Annotated in this window: 17 protein-coding genes; 8 read left to right on the top strand and 9 right to left on the bottom strand. The window is 75.6% G+C overall.

Annotated features, from left to right (window positions below; all coding sequences use genetic code 11):
• The first annotated feature begins 54 nt into the window (after nt 1-54).
• The 3 genes from ACJ6WD_RS03220 to ACJ6WD_RS03210 all read left to right on the top strand — a co-directional run bounded on the left by ACJ6WD_RS03220 (nt 55) and on the right by ACJ6WD_RS03210 (nt 2,070).
• Entirely contained in the window at nt 55-693 is a 639-nt protein-coding gene (locus tag ACJ6WD_RS03220) for an MBL fold metallo-hydrolase (protein WP_275462209.1), read from the top strand.
• 30 nt (nt 694-723) lie between these two features.
• On the top strand, nt 724-1,503 hold the full coding sequence (locus ACJ6WD_RS03215) for an exodeoxyribonuclease III (RefSeq protein ID WP_407615095.1): 780 nt from the start codon (nt 724-726) through the stop codon (nt 1,501-1,503).
• A 126-nt stretch (nt 1,504-1,629) separates the two neighbouring features.
• A complete protein-coding gene (locus tag ACJ6WD_RS03210; protein ID WP_016575139.1) occupies nt 1,630-2,070 on the top strand; it encodes a DUF6278 family protein in 441 nt (146 codons plus the stop codon).
• A 47-nt stretch (nt 2,071-2,117) separates the two neighbouring features.
• Here the strand turns inward: ACJ6WD_RS03210 and ACJ6WD_RS03205 are convergent, their stop codons facing one another.
• Both ACJ6WD_RS03205 and ACJ6WD_RS03200 read right to left on the bottom strand, forming a co-directional pair.
• Entirely contained in the window at nt 2,118-2,573 is a 456-nt protein-coding gene (locus tag ACJ6WD_RS03205; protein ID WP_233660662.1) for a pyridoxamine 5'-phosphate oxidase family protein, read from the bottom strand.
• Between the two features lie 89 nt (nt 2,574-2,662).
• Nucleotides 2,663-4,270, bottom strand: coding sequence for a CocE/NonD family hydrolase (locus ACJ6WD_RS03200; protein WP_407615094.1), 1,608 nt, complete (start codon nt 4,268-4,270; stop codon nt 2,663-2,665).
• 262 nt (nt 4,271-4,532) lie between these two features.
• On the opposite strand from ACJ6WD_RS03200, the gene ACJ6WD_RS03195 reads away from it, so the two are divergent.
• The gene (locus ACJ6WD_RS03195) at nt 4,533-5,363 is read left to right on the top strand and encodes a class I SAM-dependent methyltransferase (RefSeq protein ID WP_407615113.1); all 831 of its coding nucleotides are present in this window, start codon (nt 4,533-4,535) and stop codon (nt 5,361-5,363) included.
• A gap of 46 nt (nt 5,364-5,409) precedes the next feature.
• On the opposite strand, the gene ACJ6WD_RS03190 is transcribed toward ACJ6WD_RS03195, so the two are convergent.
• Nucleotides 5,410-6,228: an alpha/beta fold hydrolase gene (locus ACJ6WD_RS03190; protein WP_331249528.1), complete on the bottom strand. Its 819-nt coding sequence runs from the start codon at nt 6,226-6,228 to the stop codon at nt 5,410-5,412.
• A gap of 130 nt (nt 6,229-6,358) precedes the next feature.
• Here ACJ6WD_RS03190 and ACJ6WD_RS03185 point away from each other — a divergent pair, with 130 nt between their 5' ends.
• Nucleotides 6,359-7,699 (top strand): PLP-dependent aminotransferase family protein, encoded by a 1,341-nt coding sequence (locus tag ACJ6WD_RS03185; protein WP_233660659.1) that lies wholly within the window; start codon nt 6,359-6,361, stop codon nt 7,697-7,699.
• Between the two features lie 64 nt (nt 7,700-7,763).
• Here ACJ6WD_RS03185 and ACJ6WD_RS03180 read toward each other — a convergent pair whose 3' ends face one another.
• Nucleotides 7,764-8,798 carry a glutathione S-transferase family protein gene (locus ACJ6WD_RS03180; RefSeq protein ID WP_233660658.1) on the bottom strand — a complete coding sequence of 345 codons (1,035 nt, stop codon included), beginning with the start codon at nt 8,796-8,798 and terminating at the stop codon, nt 7,764-7,766.
• Between the two features lie 183 nt (nt 8,799-8,981).
• Between ACJ6WD_RS03180 and ACJ6WD_RS03175 the strand changes: the two genes are divergently transcribed.
• Complete coding sequence (locus ACJ6WD_RS03175) at nt 8,982-9,911, top strand: hypothetical protein (protein ID WP_407615093.1); 930 nt, start codon at nt 8,982-8,984, stop codon at nt 9,909-9,911.
• A gap of 123 nt (nt 9,912-10,034) precedes the next feature.
• Here ACJ6WD_RS03175 and ligD read toward each other — a convergent pair whose 3' ends face one another.
• The 4 genes from ligD to ACJ6WD_RS03155 all read right to left on the bottom strand — a co-directional run bounded on the left by ligD (nt 10,035) and on the right by ACJ6WD_RS03155 (nt 15,498).
• Complete coding sequence (gene ligD, locus ACJ6WD_RS03170; RefSeq protein WP_233660656.1) at nt 10,035-11,015, bottom strand: non-homologous end-joining DNA ligase; 981 nt, start codon at nt 11,013-11,015, stop codon at nt 10,035-10,037.
• An 87-nt stretch (nt 11,016-11,102) separates the two neighbouring features.
• Complete coding sequence (locus tag ACJ6WD_RS03165) at nt 11,103-13,355, bottom strand: MMPL family transporter (protein ID WP_407615092.1); 2,253 nt, start codon at nt 13,353-13,355, stop codon at nt 11,103-11,105.
• Between the two features lie 248 nt (nt 13,356-13,603).
• Nucleotides 13,604-14,704, bottom strand: coding sequence for a calcium:proton antiporter (locus ACJ6WD_RS03160; protein WP_233660654.1), 1,101 nt, complete (start codon nt 14,702-14,704; stop codon nt 13,604-13,606).
• Between the two features lie 50 nt (nt 14,705-14,754).
• Nucleotides 14,755-15,498, bottom strand: a complete 744-nt coding sequence (locus ACJ6WD_RS03155) for a hypothetical protein (RefSeq protein WP_331249523.1) — start codon at nt 15,496-15,498, stop codon at nt 14,755-14,757.
• Between the two features lie 241 nt (nt 15,499-15,739).
• On the opposite strand from ACJ6WD_RS03155, the gene ggt reads away from it, so the two are divergent.
• Both ggt and ACJ6WD_RS03145 read left to right on the top strand, forming a co-directional pair.
• Nucleotides 15,740-17,566: a gamma-glutamyltransferase gene (gene ggt, locus ACJ6WD_RS03150; protein ID WP_233660652.1), complete on the top strand. Its 1,827-nt coding sequence runs from the start codon at nt 15,740-15,742 to the stop codon at nt 17,564-17,566.
• Between the two features lie 183 nt (nt 17,567-17,749).
• On the top strand, nt 17,750-19,270 hold the full coding sequence (locus ACJ6WD_RS03145; RefSeq protein WP_233660651.1) for an amidase: 1,521 nt from the start codon (nt 17,750-17,752) through the stop codon (nt 19,268-19,270).
• Here the strand turns inward: ACJ6WD_RS03145 and ACJ6WD_RS03140 are convergent.
• Entirely contained in the window at nt 19,251-19,805 is a 555-nt protein-coding gene (locus ACJ6WD_RS03140; protein WP_376446374.1) for an isochorismatase family protein, read from the bottom strand. The genes ACJ6WD_RS03145 and ACJ6WD_RS03140 overlap by 20 nt on opposite strands.
• Nucleotide 19,806: the final 1 nt, after the last annotated feature.

Genomic DNA, 19,806 nt, shown 5'->3' with positions numbered 1-19,806 from the left:
GGCTGTTGTCCACAGGTCGGCCGGCAGGCCGTCCCCGCGCGGCAAGATGACCTCATGGAACTCACCAAGAAGACCCACGCCTGCGTCCGGATCGAGAAGGCCGGGCGGACGCTGGTCATCGACCCCGGGGTGTTCAGCGAGGAGGACGCGGCCGTCGGCGCGGACGCGATCCTGGTGACGCACGAGCACCCGGACCACTTCCACGAGGGCCGCCTGCGCCGGGCCATGGAGGCCGATCCGGCGACCGAGATCTGGACCCTGGCCAGCGTCGCCGAGCAGATCGCGGCGGCCTTCCCCGGCCGGGTGCACACCGTCGGCGAGGGCGACGCCTTCACCGCCGCCGGTTTCGACGTCGAGGTGCACGGCCAGCTGCACGCCGTGATCCACCCGGACATCCCGCGCATCACCAACGTCGGCTTCCTGCTGGACGGCACCGTCTTCCACCCCGGCGACGCGCTGACCGTCCCCGAGGGCCGCACCGTCGACACCCTCCTGCTCCCGGTCCACGCGCCGTGGAACAAGGTCGCCGAGATCATCGACTACGTCCGCGAGGTCGCCCCGCGCCGGGCCATCGACATCCACGACAGCCTCCTCCAGGACCACGCCCGCCCGATCTACGACTCCTTGATCGGCGCGCTGGGCGGGACCGACCACGGCCGCCTCACCCCGGGCGCCCGCTCGGCGGTGGGCTGACCGTCAGTGCCGCGCGGTAGGTTTGCGGACATGCGCATCGCGACCTGGAACGTCAATTCGATCACCGCCCGCCTCCCCCGGCTGCTGGCCTGGCTGGAGCAGTCCGGCACGGACGTGCTGTGCGTCCAGGAGACCAAGTGCTCCGAGGAGCAGTTCCCCTACGCCGAGCTCCGCGAGATCGGCTACGAAGCCGCGGTCAACGCCACCGGCCGGTGGAACGGCGTCGCGCTGCTCTCCAAGGTCGGCCTGACGGACGTGGTCACGGGGCTGCCCGGCGGCCCGGAGTACGAGGGCGTGCAGGAGCCCCGCGCCGTGTCGGCGACCTGCGGCGCGGCCCGGGTCTGGTCGGTCTACGTGCCCAACGGCCGCGAGGTCGACCACGCGCACTACGCCTACAAGCTCGGCTGGTTCGAGGCGCTGAAGACCGCGGTCGCCGAGGACGCGGCGGGCGGCCGCCCGTTCGCGGTCCTCGGTGACTTCAACGTCGCGCCCACCGACGACGACGTCTGGGACCCGGCCGTCTTCGAGGGCCTCACCCACGTCACGCCGGCCGAGCGCGCCGCCCTGGCCGCGCTGCGCGAGGCCGGCCTGTCGGACGTGGTGCCCCGCCCGCTGAAGTACGACCGGCCGTACACCTACTGGGACTACCGCCAGCTCGCCTTCCCCAAGAACCGCGGGATGCGCATCGACCTCGTCTACGGCAACGCCCCCTTCGCCAAGGCCGTCTCGGACGCCTACGTCGACCGCGAGGAGCGCAAGGGCAAGGGCGCCTCGGACCACGCACCCGTGGTGGTCGACCTCGACGTCTGAGCCGGCCGTCCTCCCCGGCGCGCACCGGGGAGGCGCGCGGCGCGGGCGCGCACGGCACCGGGGCGGCCCCACAGCCGTGCCGCGCGCCTGTGGCCGCGGCGCGGGGGTGGGTGGGACCCTCGCAGCATGAACCTGTCTTTCCTGGACAAGTGGCGAAGGCGCACCGGCGCGGGCGGCTCGGTGCCGCTCGCCGAGTCGGTGCGTGCGGATCCCGAGAGCGTCGTCGAGCTGCTCTCCGAATGCGAGCTGCTACGCGACCAGGCGGCCACCGCCGGCGTCGAACTCGACGACTCCGCACGGTCGTTGGAGGAACTCGACCAGCTCCAGCCGGTCTGGCGGGACGACCCCGAGGTGCTGCCCTGGCTCGGCAACGACGCCGGGCTCTACCTCGGCACGGTCCTGGTGCGCACGGTGCGCGGCGCGGTCTGGCATGTCTGGCCGGACGGTCAACCGGTGGTGCGGCTGGCCTCCGGCCGGGAGCTCGACGTGGTGGCCGCCGGGCACTCCTGGGCCGACGACGGCGCCCCCGAACTCTCCCAGGTCTACGCCGAGGTCGCGGAGGGCTGACCAGCCGGCCCCGGGGCCCCGTCGTCCGGGTCGGGGACGCCGGCGGGTCAGACCCGCCAGGCGCCGTCCCGCATCAGTTCCCGGCCGGCCAGTTCGTTCTCCTCGCGCCAGACCAGCAGCCGGTGCGGGGTGAAGCGGAGGAAGACCCACGCCTCGCGGCCGCGGGGGTTCCAGCCGAGCTTGGCCGCCAGGGCGTCCGCCGCGTCCTGCGGCAGTGCGGCGTTGGCCAGCACCTCGACGGTGCAGTCGGCGAGCACCACGTCCCGGGTGGTCCCCACCGCCACCCGGCTCTCGCCGCGGGCCGCGAGGTTGCGGACGGTGGCGTGGGTGCGCTTGGTGGACATCACCAGGCGTTCGCGGTGCCAGACGAAGGACAGCGGCACCATGGTCGGCGCGCCGTCGGGGGAGGCGGACGAGACCCAGGCGTCCTCTTCGGCGGCCAGCAGCCGCAGGGCGTCCTTCTTGCGTTGCCCGGCGTCGCGGGGCGGGGGGAGCGGGCGCATGGCGGGGAGCGTAATGGGCCGGGCCCGCCGGGCGCTTCGGGCGCGAGCCGTAGGGCGGCGGTCGTAGGTCGCGACCGCCGCCGCGCCGCTCAGTCGCGGACCGGCACCGAGACGTACGAGGGGTCGTCCGCCGGGGAGGAGAACGTCAGTCGGGCGCCGGCGGGGTTCTGGGAGATGTAGAGCGGGTCGACGGTGTCCACGACCACCGCGAGCCGGTGTCCGGCGGGCACGTCGTAGGCGGTGGCGGAGAGGTCCAGGTCCGTGCCGAACGGCCGGCCCGGGGCCTTGTCGTGGAAGGTGAACGGCGCGTGGGTGATCAGCTTGCCCAGGCCCAGCGGGCCGACGTCGTAGAGGTAGGCGATGGCGGTGCCGCTGGCGGCGGTGGGGGTCACGGTGGTGTGCAGGCGGGTGGTGCCGCGCACCCGTTGGCCGCTCTCGTAGGGCGCGGACTGCCAGACGGCGGCGGCCGAGCGCGGCAGCAGCGGGATCGACGCCATCGGCGGCAGCCGGAGGAACTGGTCCAGCATGCTGGAGAGGAAGATCAGGCCGCCGTCGGCGCCGGAGTCGATGCCGGTGCGGATGCGCTGGGTGCCGTTCAGGGCGATCCGGCGGTGCCCGGAGGGGACGTCCTGCCAGCTCTTGTAGCCCTCGTAGGCGCCGGTGGAACGGGACTTGAGCAGGACCGGGGACTCGCGGTCGATGCCGTTGTCGACGCCGCGAAGGTAGTGGTCGAACCAGCGCTGGGTGTCGTTCCAGGTGTCGTTGGGCAGTCCGAGCAGCCCCAGGCCCTCGGCGGTGGCGTGGTCGCCGGGGCGGAACTCCAGTCGCTTGGGGCCCTTGAGCTTCTCGAAGAACGCCGCGTACTGGTCGGGCGGGAAGAGGGAGTCGCCCCAGGCGTTGCCGAGCAGGATCGCGGCGCCGTTGGCGTTGATCCGGTCCAGGTAGGTGGCGGGGGAGCGCTTCCGGCCCCACGCGATCATGTCCTTTTCCTTGGCCATGTTGGCGGTGAGGAAGTCCTTGAGGACCTGCTGGAGTTCGGGGCTGGGGCGTCCGGTCAGCGCGCCGGCGCCGCCGAGCATCGCCGCCGCCTGGAGGTGCGGGGTGCGTCCTCCGTAGATCGAGCCGATGAGGTCGGCCCAGCCGCTGAGCGCCGCGACCGCCTTGATCCGCTTGTCGGACGCGGCGGCCAGCAGGCTGATCCCGGCGCCGTAGGAGACGCCGGCCATCCCGACCTCCCGCGGGTCGGCGGGGGTGTGCGCCAGCGCCCAGTCGATGACCTTGGAGGCGTCGGCGACGTCCTGCGGGCCGGCGGTCTCTATCTGGCCGCCGGACTGCCAGAAGCCGCGCGAGTTGTAGCCGACGACGACGTAGCCGGTGGCGGCCAGTCTGCGGGCCTGCGCGAGGTATTCGACCTGCGGCATCGCCCAACTGGTGGGCAGCACGATCAGCGGGTGGCGCCGGTCGCCGTCGGCGCCGGCGGGGGTGAAGACGTTCGCCTTGAGGGTGATCCCGCCTGCGCCGGTGATGTCGACGAACCGCAGGGTGGGGGAGGCGCCGGCGGCCGACGGCGCGGGGGTGCCGGGGCGGGCGGGGGCGGGTGCGGCGCTCGCCGGGGCACCGGTGAGGACCGTGGTGGCGAGCACCGTCGCGCAGACGGTGCCGATCGCGGCGCGCAGAGTGGTGCGGGAGGGCGTCATCTTCTGCTCCAGATCTCGACGCGAGCCGCGCGGGACGCTGTCCCAAGGGCCCGGGGGACAGGAGGGGCGCCCGGCGGCTCGATGTGACTGGAGAGTAAGGTCCACTGCTTACCTCTGGTAACCCGTCGGTAGGTTACGGCTGGGTAACGCCGTTGTGCGGCTGGTGAGTTCGAGCTGGCCCCGAGCGTTGGAAGAGGACGCAGTGCGGAACGAGGCGCGAGGGGAAGGCGGGGCGAGCGTGGCGAAGGCGGAGGAGGTGCCGATGCCCGACGCGGCGGCGACCCCGTTCGACGCCAGTGAACGACGGGCCTGGGCCGGACGGGCCGCGGCCTACGCGCCCGGGTTCGGCCGGCTGTGCGCCTACACGGTGCCGCGCCTGCTGGACGCCGCCGGCGTCGGCGACGGCACGCGGGTGCTGGACGTCGGCACCGGCACCGGCACCGCCGCGGCGGCGGCCCGCGCCCGCGGTGCCCGGGTGACCGCCGTGGACGCCGAACCCGACATGGTGCGCACCGCCGCTGCCGCCGCCCCCACGGCCACGGTGCAGCTCGCCACCCTCCCTCAACTCCCCTTCCCGGACGCCGCGTTCGACGCGGTCGTCGGCAACTTCGTGCTCAACCACGTCGGGCGGCCCCGGACCGCCCTCGCGGAGCTGCGCCGGGTGACCCGGCCGGGCGGCCGGATCGCGCTGACCGTCTGGGCCGCGCCGCCCGCGGCGGGCCAGGCGCTTCTCGGCCGCGCGGTGCGGGCCGCCGGCGTGCCCCGGCCGCCGGACGCCCCCGCCCTCGCTCCCGAGGACGACTTCCCGCGCACCGCGGACGGCCTCGCCGCGCTGCTGCGCACCGCCGGCCCGCTGTCCGCGGTCGAGTGCGCCGTGCTGTCCTGGGAGCACCGCACCACGCTGGCGGAGTGGTGGCACGGGCCGGCCGCCGGCGTGGCGACCATCGGCCGGGTCGTCACCTCCCGGGGGTCCGCCGCCACCGAGCGGATCAGGCGCCACTTCGTCGCGCTGGCGGCCGAGTTCACCGCACCGGACGGCCAACTGGTGCTACCACACGCGGCGTTGCTGGCGTCCGGGCGGGTCGCGCCGTAGTCGGCGTGCCGGCCGTCCGCCGGGGCCGCGGCGCCCCGGGGCGGCTTCAGCCCTGCGGGGCGGCCGGGGTCGGCAGCGCGGACAGGAACTCCGCCAGCGCCGCGTTGAACTCCTCCGGGCGCTCCAGGTTCGGCATGTGGCCGGCGCCCTCAATGACGGTCAGGCGGGCTTCGGGCACCGCATCGTGGATCACCCGCGCGTCCGCGACCGGCGTGAACTCGTCCGCCGCGCCCACCACGACCAGGGTCGGCACGGTGACCCGCGGCAACAGCCCGGTGTAGTCCGGGCGTTCGGCCCGGCCGCGCAGGGCCGCCGCCGCGCCTTCGGGGGAGGCGCCCCGCATCATGCCCAGGACGTGTGCGGCGACCGCCGGCAGCGCGGTGACGTTGGCCGGCGCGATCATCTTGGACAGCACCTCGTGCGCGTAGCCGTCCATGCCCTCCGCGAGCAGGCGGTCCGCGGTGCGCAGCCGTACCGCCCGGTCCTCCGCGGTGTCGGCCGCCGCGAAGGTGTCGGCGAGCAGCAGCGCCCGGATCCGCTCCGGGAACCGCCGGTAGCACTCCATGACGATCTGCCCGCCCATGGACAGTCCGCCCAGGACGCACCGCTCGATGCCGAGGTGGTCGAGCAGGGCGGCGACGTCCCCGGCGAAGGTCTCCAGCGGGGTCTTGCCGGGCACCACCGAACTGTCGCCGTAGCCGCGGAGGTCCGGTGCGATCACCCGCATCCCGGCGCGGCTGAAGTGCGTGGTCTGCGGGCGCCACATCGAGCGGTCGAAGGGGTGCCCGTGGAGGAGCACCAGCGGTTCGCCGCTGCCCTCGTCCTCGTACTCCACCGTGATTCCACCACATTGCACCGATGCCATGACACGCCTCTCCTGGCCGCATCACCTGCGGCCTTCTGCATACGGGAGTTGACGCACCGATGCTATGAGGGGCATTGTCTCGACACAATAGGATCAATGCACTCGGTGCAATGTTGGGGAGGGCGTGCGCATGACGGCGGACGACTACCGGGCCATCGCCGACGAATTCGCCGCGGCCATCGCCGCCGGCCGGCTCCGGCCGGGGGACCGGCTCCCGCCGCTGCGCCGGTTCGCCCAACGGCGGCGGATCGCCGACTCGACCGCGGCCCGCGTCTACCGCGAACTGGGCCGCCGCGGCCTGACGGTGGGCGAGGTCGGCCGCGGCACCTTCGTCCGCACGGCACCGCCGGCGACCGAGCCGGCGCTCGCCGAACCCGGCGCCCACCGCATCGACCTGGAGCTCAACTTCCCCGTCCTGCCCGGCCAGCCCGCACTCCTCGCGCGCAGCCTCGGCACACTGCTCCAGCAGGACGACGCGCTGGCCGCGGCGCTGATCCCGGCCGGCGCCGCCGGCACCCCGGCCGCCCGGGAACTGGCCGCCGCCCACCTGGCCCGGGCCGGCTGGGCCCCCGACGCCCGCCGGTTGCTCTTCGCCGGCAGCGGCCGCCAGGCGCTCGCCGCCGCCTTCGCCACCCTGGTCCCGCCCGGTGAACGCCTCGGCGTCGAAGCGCTCACCTTCCCCGTCGTCAAGGGCATCGCGACCCGCCTCGGCATCACCCTCGTCCCGCTGGCCATGGACGCGCACGGCGTCACCCCCGACGCCGTGCGCGCCGCCGCCCCGCTGCGCGCGGTCTACCTCCAGCCCGCCCTGCACAACCCGCTCGGCACCACCATGCCGGCCGCCCGCCGCGCCGAGCTCGCCTCGACGGTGCGCGCGCTGGACGTGTCCGTGGTGGAGGACGCCGTCTACGCCTTCCTGCGTCCCGACCTGCCGCCGTTCGCCGCCCTCGCACCGGAGCGCACGGTGCTCGTCGACAGCCTCTCCAAGCGGCTCGCCCCCGGACTGACCCTCGGCTTCCTGGTGCCCCCCGATCGCAGCGCCGCCCCGGACTTCGCGGCCGCGCTCCGCTCCGGCGCCTGGACGGCCGCCGGTTTCGCGCTACAGGCGGCGGTCCGCTGGCTGGGCGACGGCACGGCCGCCGCCGTCGAAGCGGACAAGCGGGCCGACGCGGCGGCCCGCCAACGGCTCGCCGCGGACCGCCTCGCCGGGCAGCGGCTCCGCGCCGACCCGCGCTCCTACCACTGCTGGTGGGAGCTGCCCGAGCCGTGGCGGGCCGACACCTTCGTGGCCGCGGCGGCCCGGCACGGCATCGCGGTCACCCCGTCCGGCGCCTTCGCCGCCGGCCCCGGCCACGTCCCCAACGCGGTCCGGCTGGCGCTGGCCTCCCCGCCCGTCGACGTCCTGGCCGACGCCCTCGACGTGCTGGCCGGGCTGGCCCGCCGGACCCCGGAGGACGCGACGGCGGAGTAGCCGCACCCCTCGGGAAGGGCCGCTGCGCCGGCCCCGACAACCGGTGCCCCCTACCGTCGGGTGGTCAGGGGCGCCCCGACGGCGGGACCTCCTCGCCGGGCCGGACCGGACCCGGCGGCGTGCCGTCGCCGAACGGCCGGCCGCCCAACTCCTCGCGGTGGTGCGGGGTCAGCCAGCCGGACAGGTCCGGACCGAGCGGGACGATGCCGGTGGGGTTGATGCCGGTGTGCACCCGGTAGTAGTGCTGCTTGATGTGGTGGAAGTCCACCGTGTCGCCGAATCCGGGGGTCTGGAAGAGGTCCTTGGCGTACGCCCACAGCACCGGGTCCTCGGCCAGCTTGAACCGGTTGCACTTGAAGTGGCCGTGGTAGACGGGGTCGAAGCGGACCAGCGTGGTGAACAGGCGGACGTCCGCCTCGGTGAGCGTGTCCCCGACCAGGTAGCGCCGGTCGGACAGCCGGTCGGCGAGCCGGTCCAACCGCGCGAAGAGCGCGCCGAACGCCTCGTCGTACTCGCCCTGGCCGGTGGCGAAGCCGGCCCGGTACACGCCGTTGTTGACGTCCCGGTAGACGTCCGCCATCACCGCGTCGATCTCCGCGCGGTGGGCTTCCGGATAGAGGTCGGGCGCGCCGGGCCGGTGCAGCGCCGTCCACTCGGTCGCGAAGTCCAGCGTGAGCTGCTGGAAGTCGTTGGTGACGAGCCGCCCGCTGGGGACGTCGACGAGCGCGGGGACGCTGACGCCGCCGGGGTAGCCGCGCTCGCGGGCGTCGTACGCCTCGCTGAGGAAGCGGATGCCGAGGACCGGGTCGCGCCCGTCGGCGTCGAGGGTGAAGCGCCAGCTGCGGTCGTCCTGGAGCGGGTCGACGACGGCGAGCGACACGGCGTCTTCGAGGCCGAGCAGCCGTCGGGAGATCACCGCGCGGCTCGCCCAGGGGCAGGCGCGGCTGGCCACCAGCCGATAGCGGCCGGCCGCCACCGGCCAGCCGTCGCGGCCGTCGGCGGTGACCCGGTCGGCGAAGTGGCTCCGGGAGCGCGTGAAGGGCCGGTGGCCGTACGCGGGGTTGCCGGCGTCGGCGGGAGCGGGGTCGGGGGCGGGCATCGCCGGGTCCTTCCGTAGGGGGCCGTGGGATGGCGTCCCCCCATGCCTTCCGCCCCGCCGGGGGATTCTCCCGGTGCGTCAGCCGCCCGGCGCACGGTGAATCCTGAGGGAATGTCCGGAGCCCCGCGGAATGCGAAAACGCCAACTCACCGGTAATTGAGGGGATTCACCTATCATCGCCCGATGATCAAGAAGGCAATAGGTGTGGCCCTCGCCGGTGTCGCGTTGCTGGCGCCGACGACGGCCACCGCACAGGAGCAGCATCCGGCCGCCGCGTCCCGCCCCGGCGGCACCGACTGGCAGCGGGTCGGGGACGGCATCACGGCCGGCATCAGCGGCCTGGCGATCGAGGGCCGGCACGGCGCCGCGATCGACGCCGTCGGCGTCCGCGACAACAAGAAGCCGGGCCAGAACCGGCTGGTGGCGATAGGTCTGCGCCCCGACGCCGGACCGCAGGTGCAGCCGCTCGACTGGGTCGGCGACCTGCCGGTGGACCTGGAGGCGATCGACGCGGTCCCCGGCCGCCCGCACGAGTTCGTGGCGCTGGCGAGCAGCGGCACCGCCTACCGCGTCGTCCGGGAGGGCGACACCGCGCGGGTGCTCGGCACCTTCGAGTTGCCCGGAATTTCGCCGGACGCCAATTACGAGGGTTTCGCGCTCTTCGTCAGCCACGGCAAAACCGTCGCGGTGTGGGCGGACCGCGGTCAGGACGACCGTCCGGCGACGTTGTCGGCGGCCGTGTGGAATCCGGCGGACAACTCCTTCGGAAAGCCGGTCTCGGCGGAATTCCGGGCGCCCTATCCGACGGCTGACGTCCGGCACGTCTCGGACGTGAAGGCCGCCGCGGACGGCCGGTTGACCGTGTCGTCGGCGGCCGACCCGGGGGACGACGGCCCGTTCGCCTCCGCGCTGTACGACGCCGGACGGGTCGGCGTCACCGCGGACGGCCGGGTCCGGCTGACGGTGTCCGCGCGTCCGCGGCGGCTGGCGACGGTCGCCGGCCACAAGGTCGAGGCGCTGGTCTGTCTGCCCGGCTCCCGCAGCGGCGTCCTCGGCTCGGACGACGAGAACGCCGGAGGCTCGGTCGCGGTGGCGGCGTTCTGCCGCCCGTGACGGCGCCGGGCCGCCGGTGAGGCGACCCGTACCGGTGGTCACGTCCGTGCCGTCCCACGGTCGTGCCCCGTCCGGGCCCCGCGGCCCCGTGCCGGCCGGGCCGGGCGGCTCAGCCCAGCCGGGTCAGCCCAGCCGGGTCAGGTCGGGCCGCAGCCGGTGCCAGACCGGATGCCGGATCCGGCCCGCCGAGGTCCAGCCGCTGAAGGTGATCTCGGCCACCAGCCGGGGTTCCGTCCAGTGCACCCCCGTCTGGTCCACGGGGTTGACGAACGGCGAGCGGTCCAGCGGGATCACGCCGAGGTAGCTCGCCAGTTCCCGTCGCTCGGCGTCGGACAGGCCCGACCCGACGGCGCCCACGAACCGCAGCCCGCCCGGTTCCACCACGCCCGCCAGCACCGACCCGGGCAGCCCGCCGAGCGCCCCGTGCCCCTCCGTCCAGCCGCCGATGACGACGTCCAGCGACTCCACGTGCTTGGTCTTGACCCAGTCGGGCGAGCGCACCCCGGGGAGGTACGGCGAGGACAGCCGCTTGGCCACCACGCCTTCCAGGCCGCCGCGCAGCGCCGCCTGCCACGCCCGGTCGCCGTGGCCGGCCAGGTACCCCGGCACCGACCAGTTGGGGCCGGCCAGCCCCAGGCCCTCCAACACCGCCCGCCGCGCGTGGTACGGCGCGTCCACCAGCGGCCCGGCCAGGTACATCACGTCGAACAGCACCAGCTGCGCCGGCAGCTCCATCGCCAACCGGGCGGTGCGGCGCGGGTTGAGCACGCCCATCCGACGCTGCAACAGCCCGAAGTCCGGCCGCCCGGACGGGTCCAGCACCACCACCTCGCCGTCCAGCACGGCGGGGCGCCCGCGCAACTGCTGCCCGAGCGGCCCCAGCTCCGGGTAGGTGGTGGTGGCGTCGTTGCCGGCCCGGGTGACCAGCCGGACGGTGCCGTCGCCGGGCGCGTTGACCAGGCACCGGGCCCCGTCCCACTTGGCTTCGAACGCCCAGTCGGCCTGCTCGTGCTCGGGCGGCAGCGGCCCGAGCACGGCCAGCATCGGCCGGATCACGGGATACGGGGGCGGAGCCGCGCCGCCGCCCCCGGGGGTCGGGGCCATACTCCGATGATCGGCGGACCCGCTGGTCCCCGCAGGACGGGCCGGGGCCGCGCCACCGTGCGCGGGCCGCGGCCGTTCGGCCCGCGGTCAGCGCGGTGGCACCCCGGGCTGCCCGACCGGTTCCGCGGGCCGCGGGGGCTCGGGCCGCGGTGGGTCCACCGGCCCGGGGGCCCGGGCCGGCACGGCCCGCGCCAACCACCACGGCGTCCACCAGGCCCGCCGACCCAGCAGCGCCAGCAGCGCGGGCACCAGCGCCAGCCGCACCACCGTCGCGTCGAGCAGCACGCCCACCGCCAGACCCAGCCCGAGCATCCGCACCGCCACGTCGTCGCTCAGCACGAAGGCGGCGAAGACGCCCGCCGTCACCAGCGCGGCCCCGGCGAGGACCGCCGGGGCGGGGAAGGGGTCTCGGGGCGGGTCCGCGTGCCGCGGCCGGCGGGGGCGGACCGGGGAGAGCGCGAGGAGCGCGGAGCCCGTGCCCACTCCGACGAGGACCGCGCACAACGTCACCGGGACGTGCCCCTCCACCGGAACGGGGCCGGCGACGCCCAGTGCCGGGCCGCCCCAGCCCCACTGGAAGACGGCCACCACCACCCCCACGGACGCCGCGAGCGTCAGCCCGGTGCACGCCGCGGCCTGCACCGCGATCAGCACGCCCCGGCACAGCAGCAGGACGTTCAGGAACGCCAGGCCGACCAGCGCCACGATGATCAGCGGCAGCCGGGCGGCGAGCAGGGCCACGAAGTCGACGCGGGCCGCGGTGGCGCCCGTGACGTAGCCGTGCGCCTCGTACCCGCGGACCGCCCGCGGCAGCACGGAGTCCCTCAGCCGCCGGGTGAGCGCGGTGGTCGCCGCGTCCTGCGGGGCCGTCAGCGGTTGGGCGGTGGCGGAGAGCACCGCGCCGTCCGGGGACGGCCGCAGCGGGGTGACCGCGGCGGTGCCGGGGATCCGCCCCAGGACGCGCCGGGCCTGGTCCGCGAGCGCCGGGCGGTCCGCCTCCGGCACCGCGGTGCGGTCGATGACCAGCGTCAGCGGCCCGTTCGCGCCGGGGCCGAACGCGGCGGCCAGCAGGTCGTGCGCCCGGCGGCCGGTGGACGACGGCGGGTCGGCGCCCTCGTCGAGGTGCCCCGGCCGCAGCGACCACGCCGGGACGGCGAGCACCGCGAGCACCAGCACCGCGCCCACCAGGTACGGCCACGGATGGCGCGCCGCCCGGCGGGGGCCGGGTGCCCGGACCCCCACGGCGCCCGGACGGGGCACCCGGAACCGCTCGATCCGCCGGCCCAGCAGCCCGAGCAGGGCGGGCACCAGGGTCAGCGCCGTGAGGACCGCGGTGACGACGGCGAGCGCCGCGGCGACGCCCACCCCGGTGAGGAAGCCGATGCCGGCCAGCGGCAGCCCGGCCAGCGCGAGCAGCACCGCGCCCCCGCGGCGCAGTACCGTCCGGCCGCCGCTCGCCACCGCCCGCCCCGCGGCGACCGCCGCCGGCGCGCCGTCCGCCAGGTACTGCCGGTGACGGGCGGTCAGGAACAGCGCGGCGTCGATCCCGACGCCGAGGCCGAGCATGGTGGCCACCGCGGGGGAGACGGTGGCGAAGGGGAAGGCGGCGCCGAGCAGCCCCAGGCAGCCCAACCCGCCGACCACGCCGATCAACGCGGTCAGCACCGGCACCCCGGCGGCCAGGACGCTGCCGCACCCGGCCAGCAGCACCAGCAGCGCCACCGCGCATCCGACCAGTTCGCCCGGCCGGTCGTCGCCGGCCGGCCGTGCCAGGTCGCCGAGCACCCCGCCGTACTCGACGCGGACGCCCGCCGCGCGCAGCGGTGCCACCGCCCGGTCCACGCCGGCCAGGACGTCCGTCCCCAGGTCGGCGGGGGTGTCGCGGAGGCGGACCGCGAGGTAGCCGGTCCGGCCGTCGGCGGTCAGCGGCCCGGTATGCGCCGCGCCGGGCGGCGGGGGCGCGGGCCGGGCACCGGGCGGTGGCAGCGGGCTCTGCGCGGACCGCACCGCCGGCAGCCGGGCGAGCGCCGCCCGGGCGTTCGCGATCCGGTCGGCGACCTCGGTCATCGGTCGGTCGGCGTGCAGTACCACCTGGCCGGTGTCCCCGCCGGCGGCCGGGTGGTGGGCGGTGAGGACCGCACGCCCCACGGTGGAGTGGGCTCCGGGGAGCCAGAAGTCGTCGGCGTACCGGCCGCCGCACGTCCGCTGGAGCACCTGGACCGCGGCCAGTCCCACCAGCCACAGCACGACGACGGCCACGGCGTGCCGGGCACACCACTCCCCGAGGCGCCGCAGCGCGCCCTCGGGACGCCGGCGGTCCGGCGCTTTCGGTGACGACATGCCTCGCATTCAAGGCGCGTTCGGCCGCGGCGGCATGCGGGGGGAGCGAGACGGGTGGTGCGGCCGCGGGCGTACGGGGCGGGACGCCGCCGTACCGGGCACGGGGGGGAGGGGGAAGCCCCGGCCGGGCGGGGGAACCCAGCCGGGGCTGCTCGTGGGGCGCGGCCCATTGGGCGCACCGCCAATTGAACGATAAACCATTCTCCGGCGTTCCGACGCCCCGGGTGACCACGCTCACGCCCGACCCGTCAGGGGCTGACCGCCAGCACCAGGTACGCCGCCAGCAGCGTCAGGTGGACGCTGCCCTGGAGCACGGTGGCCCGGCCGGGCACCACCGTCAGGGTGCCGACGACGACGGTGAGCGTCAGCAGCACCATGTGGCTGGCCCCCAGGCCCAGGACCAGCGGGCCCTTGAGCCAGATCGTGGCCAGCGCGACCGCCGGGATCGTCAGGCCGATGCTGGCCATCGCCGAGCCCAGGCCGAGGTTGATGCTGGTCTGCATCCGGTCCCGCCGGGCCGCCCGGACCGCCGCGATGGTCTCCGGCAGCAGCACCAGCAGCGCGATCACCACGCCGACCACGGACGACGGCAGGCCCGCCGCGGCCACCCCGGACTCGATGGTGGGCGAGACCGCCTTGGCCAGCCCGACCACCGCGACCAACGCCAGCACCAACAGCCCCAGGCTGCTCAGGGCGGCCCTGAGGGACGGCGGGTCGGCGTGGTCCTCGGTGTCGATCACCTCGCCGGCCGTGGTGAGCGGCAGGAAGTAGTCCCGGTGCCGGATGGTCTGGGTGGTGACGAACAGGCCGTACAGCGCCAGCGCCGCGAGCGCCGCGAAGACCAGCTGCGGCCCGGAGAACTGCGGCCCGGGCGTCGTGGTGGTGAAGGACGGCAGCACCAGGCTCAGCCCGGCCAGCGTGGCGACCGAGGCCAGCTCCGCCCCGGTGCCCTCGGCGTTGAAGACCGCCACCCGCCGCTTGAGCGCGCCGATCAGGAGGCAGAGCCCGACGATGCCGTTGCAGGTGATCATGACGGCGGCGAAGACCGTGTCCCGCGCCAGCCCGGCGCTCTTCTCCCCGCCGTCGACCATCAACGTGACGATCAGCGCCACCTCGATGATGGTCACCGCGACCGCCAGCACCAGCGACCCGAACGGCTCGCCCACCCGGTGCGCGATCACCTCCGCGTGATGGACCGCGGCCAGCACCGCCGCGGCCAGGAACAGCGACACCACGCCCACCAGCGCGCTGGGCAGTGACCGGCCCCAGATGAAGGCCAGCAGCACCACCGCCGCGACCGGCAGCACACCGGTCCAGTGCACCAAGGGCGTTCGCGGCCGGGGAGTCATGCCCCGAGCTTGGCAGACAAGTCGGACCCCCGCCCGTCGGTGAAGCCGCCTCAGGCCGTCGCCCGGTGCTGCCCCTTGGCCTCCGGCGGAGCCAGCGCCGCCTTGCTGACATCGGCCACCAGCTCCACCACATCCGGCCCGTACGCCTGCGAGTTGACGACCTTCAGCAGCAGCGCGAACTGCCCGTCCGCGCCGTACCGGCGGGCCAGCCGCGACCGGTTGCGGACCAGGTGGCGCACCGCGGCCCGGTGGGTGACCGGCCGCTGACCGGCCGCCAGGAACACCGGCCGACCGCCCTCCCCGGCCGTCAGCCGGGCCAGCAGCACGTGCTCCACCGCCCCCGGCTCGATCCGGTACGCCGTCCCGCCGATCGTCAGGGTGCCCCGGCCGGCGCCGGTCGCGTCACCCGGGTGGACCGCGACGCCCGGCAGCAGGTTCGCCATGTGGGCCGCCAGCCGGCGGTGCGCGGTCGGGTCGCCGACGCAGAACTCGGTCCGCGCCCCGAAGCCCTGGAGCCCGGTGTCGTGCGGGGCGACCTCCGGGTGCGCACCGCAGTTCTCGACCACCGAGGCCAGTCCCAGCAGCGCCAGCGCGTCATGCCGCGGGATGCTCCACTGGGCCGCGGCGCTGTCCCGGTGGGTGACCAGGACGCACTCGGAGCCGTCGGGCAGCCCGAAGAAGTCCTGTTCGCGGGCGCGCTTCCGGCGGGCCACCGCCGAGGGTCCGGCCCAGCCGGCGGCCAGCCCCACCAGGAGGGCGACCGCCGCGGTCAGGAGCAGCAGGGTGTCGTTCATGGCGGGCGAGCGTAGCGGCTGTCGGGCGGGTGTTCGAGGCCGGCCCGCCGGTCCGCGCCGCTTGCCCGGAAGCGTCCCGAATCGGCGGGAGCGTACACCTCGGCCCGAACCGTCCCCGCGGCCGCGCCGCCCCGCACGGCGCGGCCGCACCCCGAAGCACCCCCTGTCGGCGCGGTGTTGGCCCCGGTAGGCTCCGGCCCCTGCCGCCCCCCATCGCGCAGCCCTTGGAGGAATTCCAGGTATGTCGAACGCCCGACGTCTCACCGTCCTGGGAGTCGCGGCCGCACTGGCCGGTTCCCTGATGGCCGTCCCGGCCGCCGCCCGGACCGCGGCACCCCACCCCGGCCCCGCCGCCGAGGACGCAACCACACCCGCCAAGACCCCGGTCGCCGTCGGCTACGGCGGAGCGGTCTCCAGCGTCGACGCGGACGCCTCGGCCGCCGGCATCGAGGTGCTCCGCAAGGGCGGCAACGCGGTCGACGCCGCGGTCGCCACCGCCGCCGCCCTCGGCGTCACGGAGCCCTACTCCGCCGGCGTCGGAGGCGGCGGCTACTTCGTCTACTACGACGCCAAGTCCAAGACCGTCCGCACCCTCGACGGCCGCGAGACCGCCCCCCGCTCCGCCACCAAGGGCCTCTTCCTGGAGAACGGCAAGCCGATACCGTTCGACGACGCGGTCACCAGCGGACTCAGCATCGGCACCCCCGGCACCCCCGCCACCTGGGACAGCGCCCTCAAGAAGTGGGGCAGCCGCTCCCTGGCGCAGGTGCTCCGGCCGGCCGAGAAGATCGCCGCGAACGGCTTCACCGTCGACGCGACCTTCCGCCAGCAGACCGCCGACAACGAGGCGCGGTTCCGCGACTTCCCGGCCACCGCCGACCTCTTCCTGCCCGGCGGCAAGCTCCCCGTCGTCGGCTCGACCCTGAAGAACCCCGATCTGGCCCGCACCTACCGCGAGTTGGGGCGGCAGGGCGTCGGCGCGCTGTACCGCGGCGACATCGGCCGGGACATCGTCCGCACCGTCCAGCAGCCCCCCGTCCGCTCCGGCGCCACCCGCAAGGTCCGGCCCGGCGACCTGACCGCCGCCGACCTGCGCGCCTACCGCACGCTCAGCCACCGCCCGACCCACACCACCTACCGCGGCCTGGACGTCTACGGCATCGCCCCGTCGTCCTCCGGCGGCACCAGCGTCGCCGAGGCCCTCAACATCCTGGAGAAGAGCGACCTCTCGCACCTGTCCGAGACGCAGTTCCTGCACCGCTACATCGAGGCCAGCCGGATCGCCTTCGCCGACCGCGGCCGCTGGGTCGGCGACCCGGCCTACGAGAACGTCCCCGTCAAGGGCCTCACCTCCAAGCGGTTCGCCGCCTCCCGGGAGTGCCTGATCAACGACGACAAGGCGCTCACCAGCCCGCTCGCGCCCGGCGACCCGCGCCACCCGACGCCCTGCGGCACCACCGGCAAGGCCGCGCCGACGACCTACGAGGGCGAGAACACCACCCACCTCACCGCCGCCGACAAGTGGGGCAACGTCGTCGCCTACACCCTCACCATCGAGCAGACCGGCGGCAGCGGCATCGCCGTCCCCGGCCGCGGCTTCCTGCTCAACAACGAACTGACCGACTTCTCCTTCGCCCCCGCCGACCCGGCCGTGCACGACCCGAACCTGCCCGGCCCCGGCAAGCGGCCGCGCTCCTCCATCTCCCCGACCGTCGTGCTGCGCCACGGCGACCCCGTACTGGCGCTGGGCTCGCCCGGCGGCGCCACCATCATCACCACCGTGCTGCAGACCCTGGTCAACCACCTCGACCGCGGGATGTCGCTGGTCGACGCCATCGCGGCGCCGCGCGCCAGCCAGCGCAACGCCGCCGCCACCGAGCTCGAACCGGCACTGTGGAACAGCCCGCTGCGCAAGCAACTCGAAGCCCTCGGCCACACCTTCAAGCTGAACCCGGAGATCGGCGCGGCCACCGGAGTGCAGCGCCTGCCGGACGGCCGCTGGCTCGCGGCGGCCGAGAAGGTCCGGCGCGGCGGCGGCTCGGCGAGGGTCGTCCAGCCGGCGCCGTGACGCTCCCGCGCGGGGCGGCCGGCGACCGGCGAGGCGCCTGCGAGGCCGCCCGGGCGGGCCGTGTGTGCCGTCCGTGTGTCGTCGGCGTGTCGCGCCGCGCGGCGTCGTTGCCGCCCCCCGCGGGTCCTATTAGCCTCCTGGGACCGTTCGTTGGCATGAGCGGTCCCAGGGAGGGCACGCAGCGTGAGCGTTGACGAGAGCCAGGAACGCCGGACCGGATCGTCCCCGGAACGCCCCCGCCGCCCGGCGTCCGCCGCCCCGGCCGGGCACCTGGACGGACAGTGGGAGGGGCTCGCCGACCAGGCCCGGGCACTGGCCGACGGGCGGGTCACCGCCACCGCGCTGGTGCAGCGCTGCCTCGACCGCATCGCCGCCACCCAGGAGAGTGTCAACGCCTTCCGCCGGGTCCGGGCCGAGGCCGCGCTCGCCGAGGCCGCGGAGGCGGACCGCCGGCTCGCCGACGGGGAACGGCTGCCGCTGCTGGGGGTGCCGGTCGCGGTCAAGGACGACACCGACGTGGCGGGCGAACCCACCGCGTTCGGCTGCGCCGGGGTGTTCCCGCCCAAGCCGCACGACGCCGAGGTCGTCCGGCGGCTGCGCGCGGCCGGCGCGGTCATCGTCGGCAAGACCAACGCCTGCGAACTCGGGCAGTGGCCGTTCACCGAGGGCCCGGCCTTCGGCGACACCCGCAACCCCTGGAACCTCGCGCACACCCCCGGCGGCTCCTCCGGCGGCTCGGCCGCCGCGGTCGCCGCCGGACTGGTCCCCGCCGCACTCGGCACCGACGGCGCCGGCTCGGTCCGGATCCCCGCCGCCTGGTCCCACCTCGTCGGCATCAAACCGCAGCGCGGCCGGATCTCCACCTGGCCGGACCCCGAGGCGTTCCAAGGCATCACCGGCATCGGCCCGCTGGCCCGCACGGTCCAGGACGCCGCGCTGCTGCTGGACGTCGCCAGCGGCAACCACGCCGGCGACCTGCACCGGCCACCGGCCATCGCGGCCCACGAGGCGGCCGGCCGGGACCCCGGGAAGCTGCGCATCGCGCTCGCCTGGAAGGCCCCCACCACCTTCACCCGCAAACCCCTGCACCCCGACGTGCGGACCGCGGTCACCGCGGTGGCCCGCACCCTGGCCGGCCTGGGCCACTTCGTCGAGGAGGCCGAACCGGACTACGGGCTGGTCGGACTGGCCTTCGTCCCGCGCGCCACGGCCGGGGTGGGCGAGTGGGCCGCCCGGGTCCCCGACCCCCGGCTGCTGGACCGCCGCACCCGGGAGGCGGCGCGGCTGGGCCGCCTGCTCGGCGGACCGGTGCTGCGCCGCGCCCGGGCCGCGGAACGGCGCCAGCAGAGCCGCATCGGCGCGCTGTTCGGCCGCTACGACGTGCTGCTGACGCCGACCACCGCGACCCCGCCGCCGCGCGTGGGCACCCTGGCCCGGCTCAGCGGCTGGCAGACCGACCGGGCCATGATCGCGGCCTGCCCGTACGCCTGGCCGTGGAACGTGCTGGGCTGGCCGGGCATCAGCGTCCCGGCCGGCTTCAGCGCCGACGGTCTGCCGCTGGGCGCGCAACTGCTCGGCCCGGCGCACGGCGAACCGCGGTTGATCTCACTGGCCGCCCAGTTGCAGGACGCCCTGCGGTGGCACGAGCGGCACCCCGAACCGCACCCCGTACCGGACGCCGGCCTCAGCCCAGGAGGCCGATGATCGCCTCGGTGGTGTCCGTCTCGCCCAGCCGCGGGAAGATCCGCTCCACGCTGTTGCGGTGCGCCTCCGGGTCCAGGTCGGTCACCGCGTCGACGGCGACCGTGACGTGGTAGCCGTGCGCGTACGCGGCGCGGGCGCTGGACTCCACGCCGATGCTGGTGGCGATCCCGCCGAACACGACCTGGGTGACGCCGCGCCGGCGCAACTCGGCGTCCAGCTCGGTGCCGTGGAAGGCGCCCCACCGCTCCTTGGTGACGAGCACGTCGCCCGGCTGCCGGTCCAGTTCCCCGACCAGCTCGGCCCAGTCGGCCGGCGGGGTGTGGCCGCCGGCCCGCCCGGCCTCGGTGCGGCCCGGCGCCCCACCGGTGACGTTCACCAGGACGACCGGCAGGCCGTGCGCGCGGAACGCCGCCGCGAGCCGGGCCGCGCGGGCCACGACCTCGTCGGCGGGGTGGACGGTGGGCAGCCCGGTGATGCCCTTCTGAAGGTCGATCAGGACCAGGGCGGTGTTCGGGTCAAGAATGCTGGCAGGCACG

It is taken from the genome of Streptomyces sp. VTCC 41912 (assembly GCF_045799175.1).
Lineage (GTDB): Bacteria > Actinomycetota > Actinomycetes > Streptomycetales > Streptomycetaceae > Streptomyces > Streptomyces albulus_C.
The sequence above is the reverse complement of the archived record's forward strand: the minus strand, read 5'-3'. Positions and strand labels throughout refer to the sequence as shown.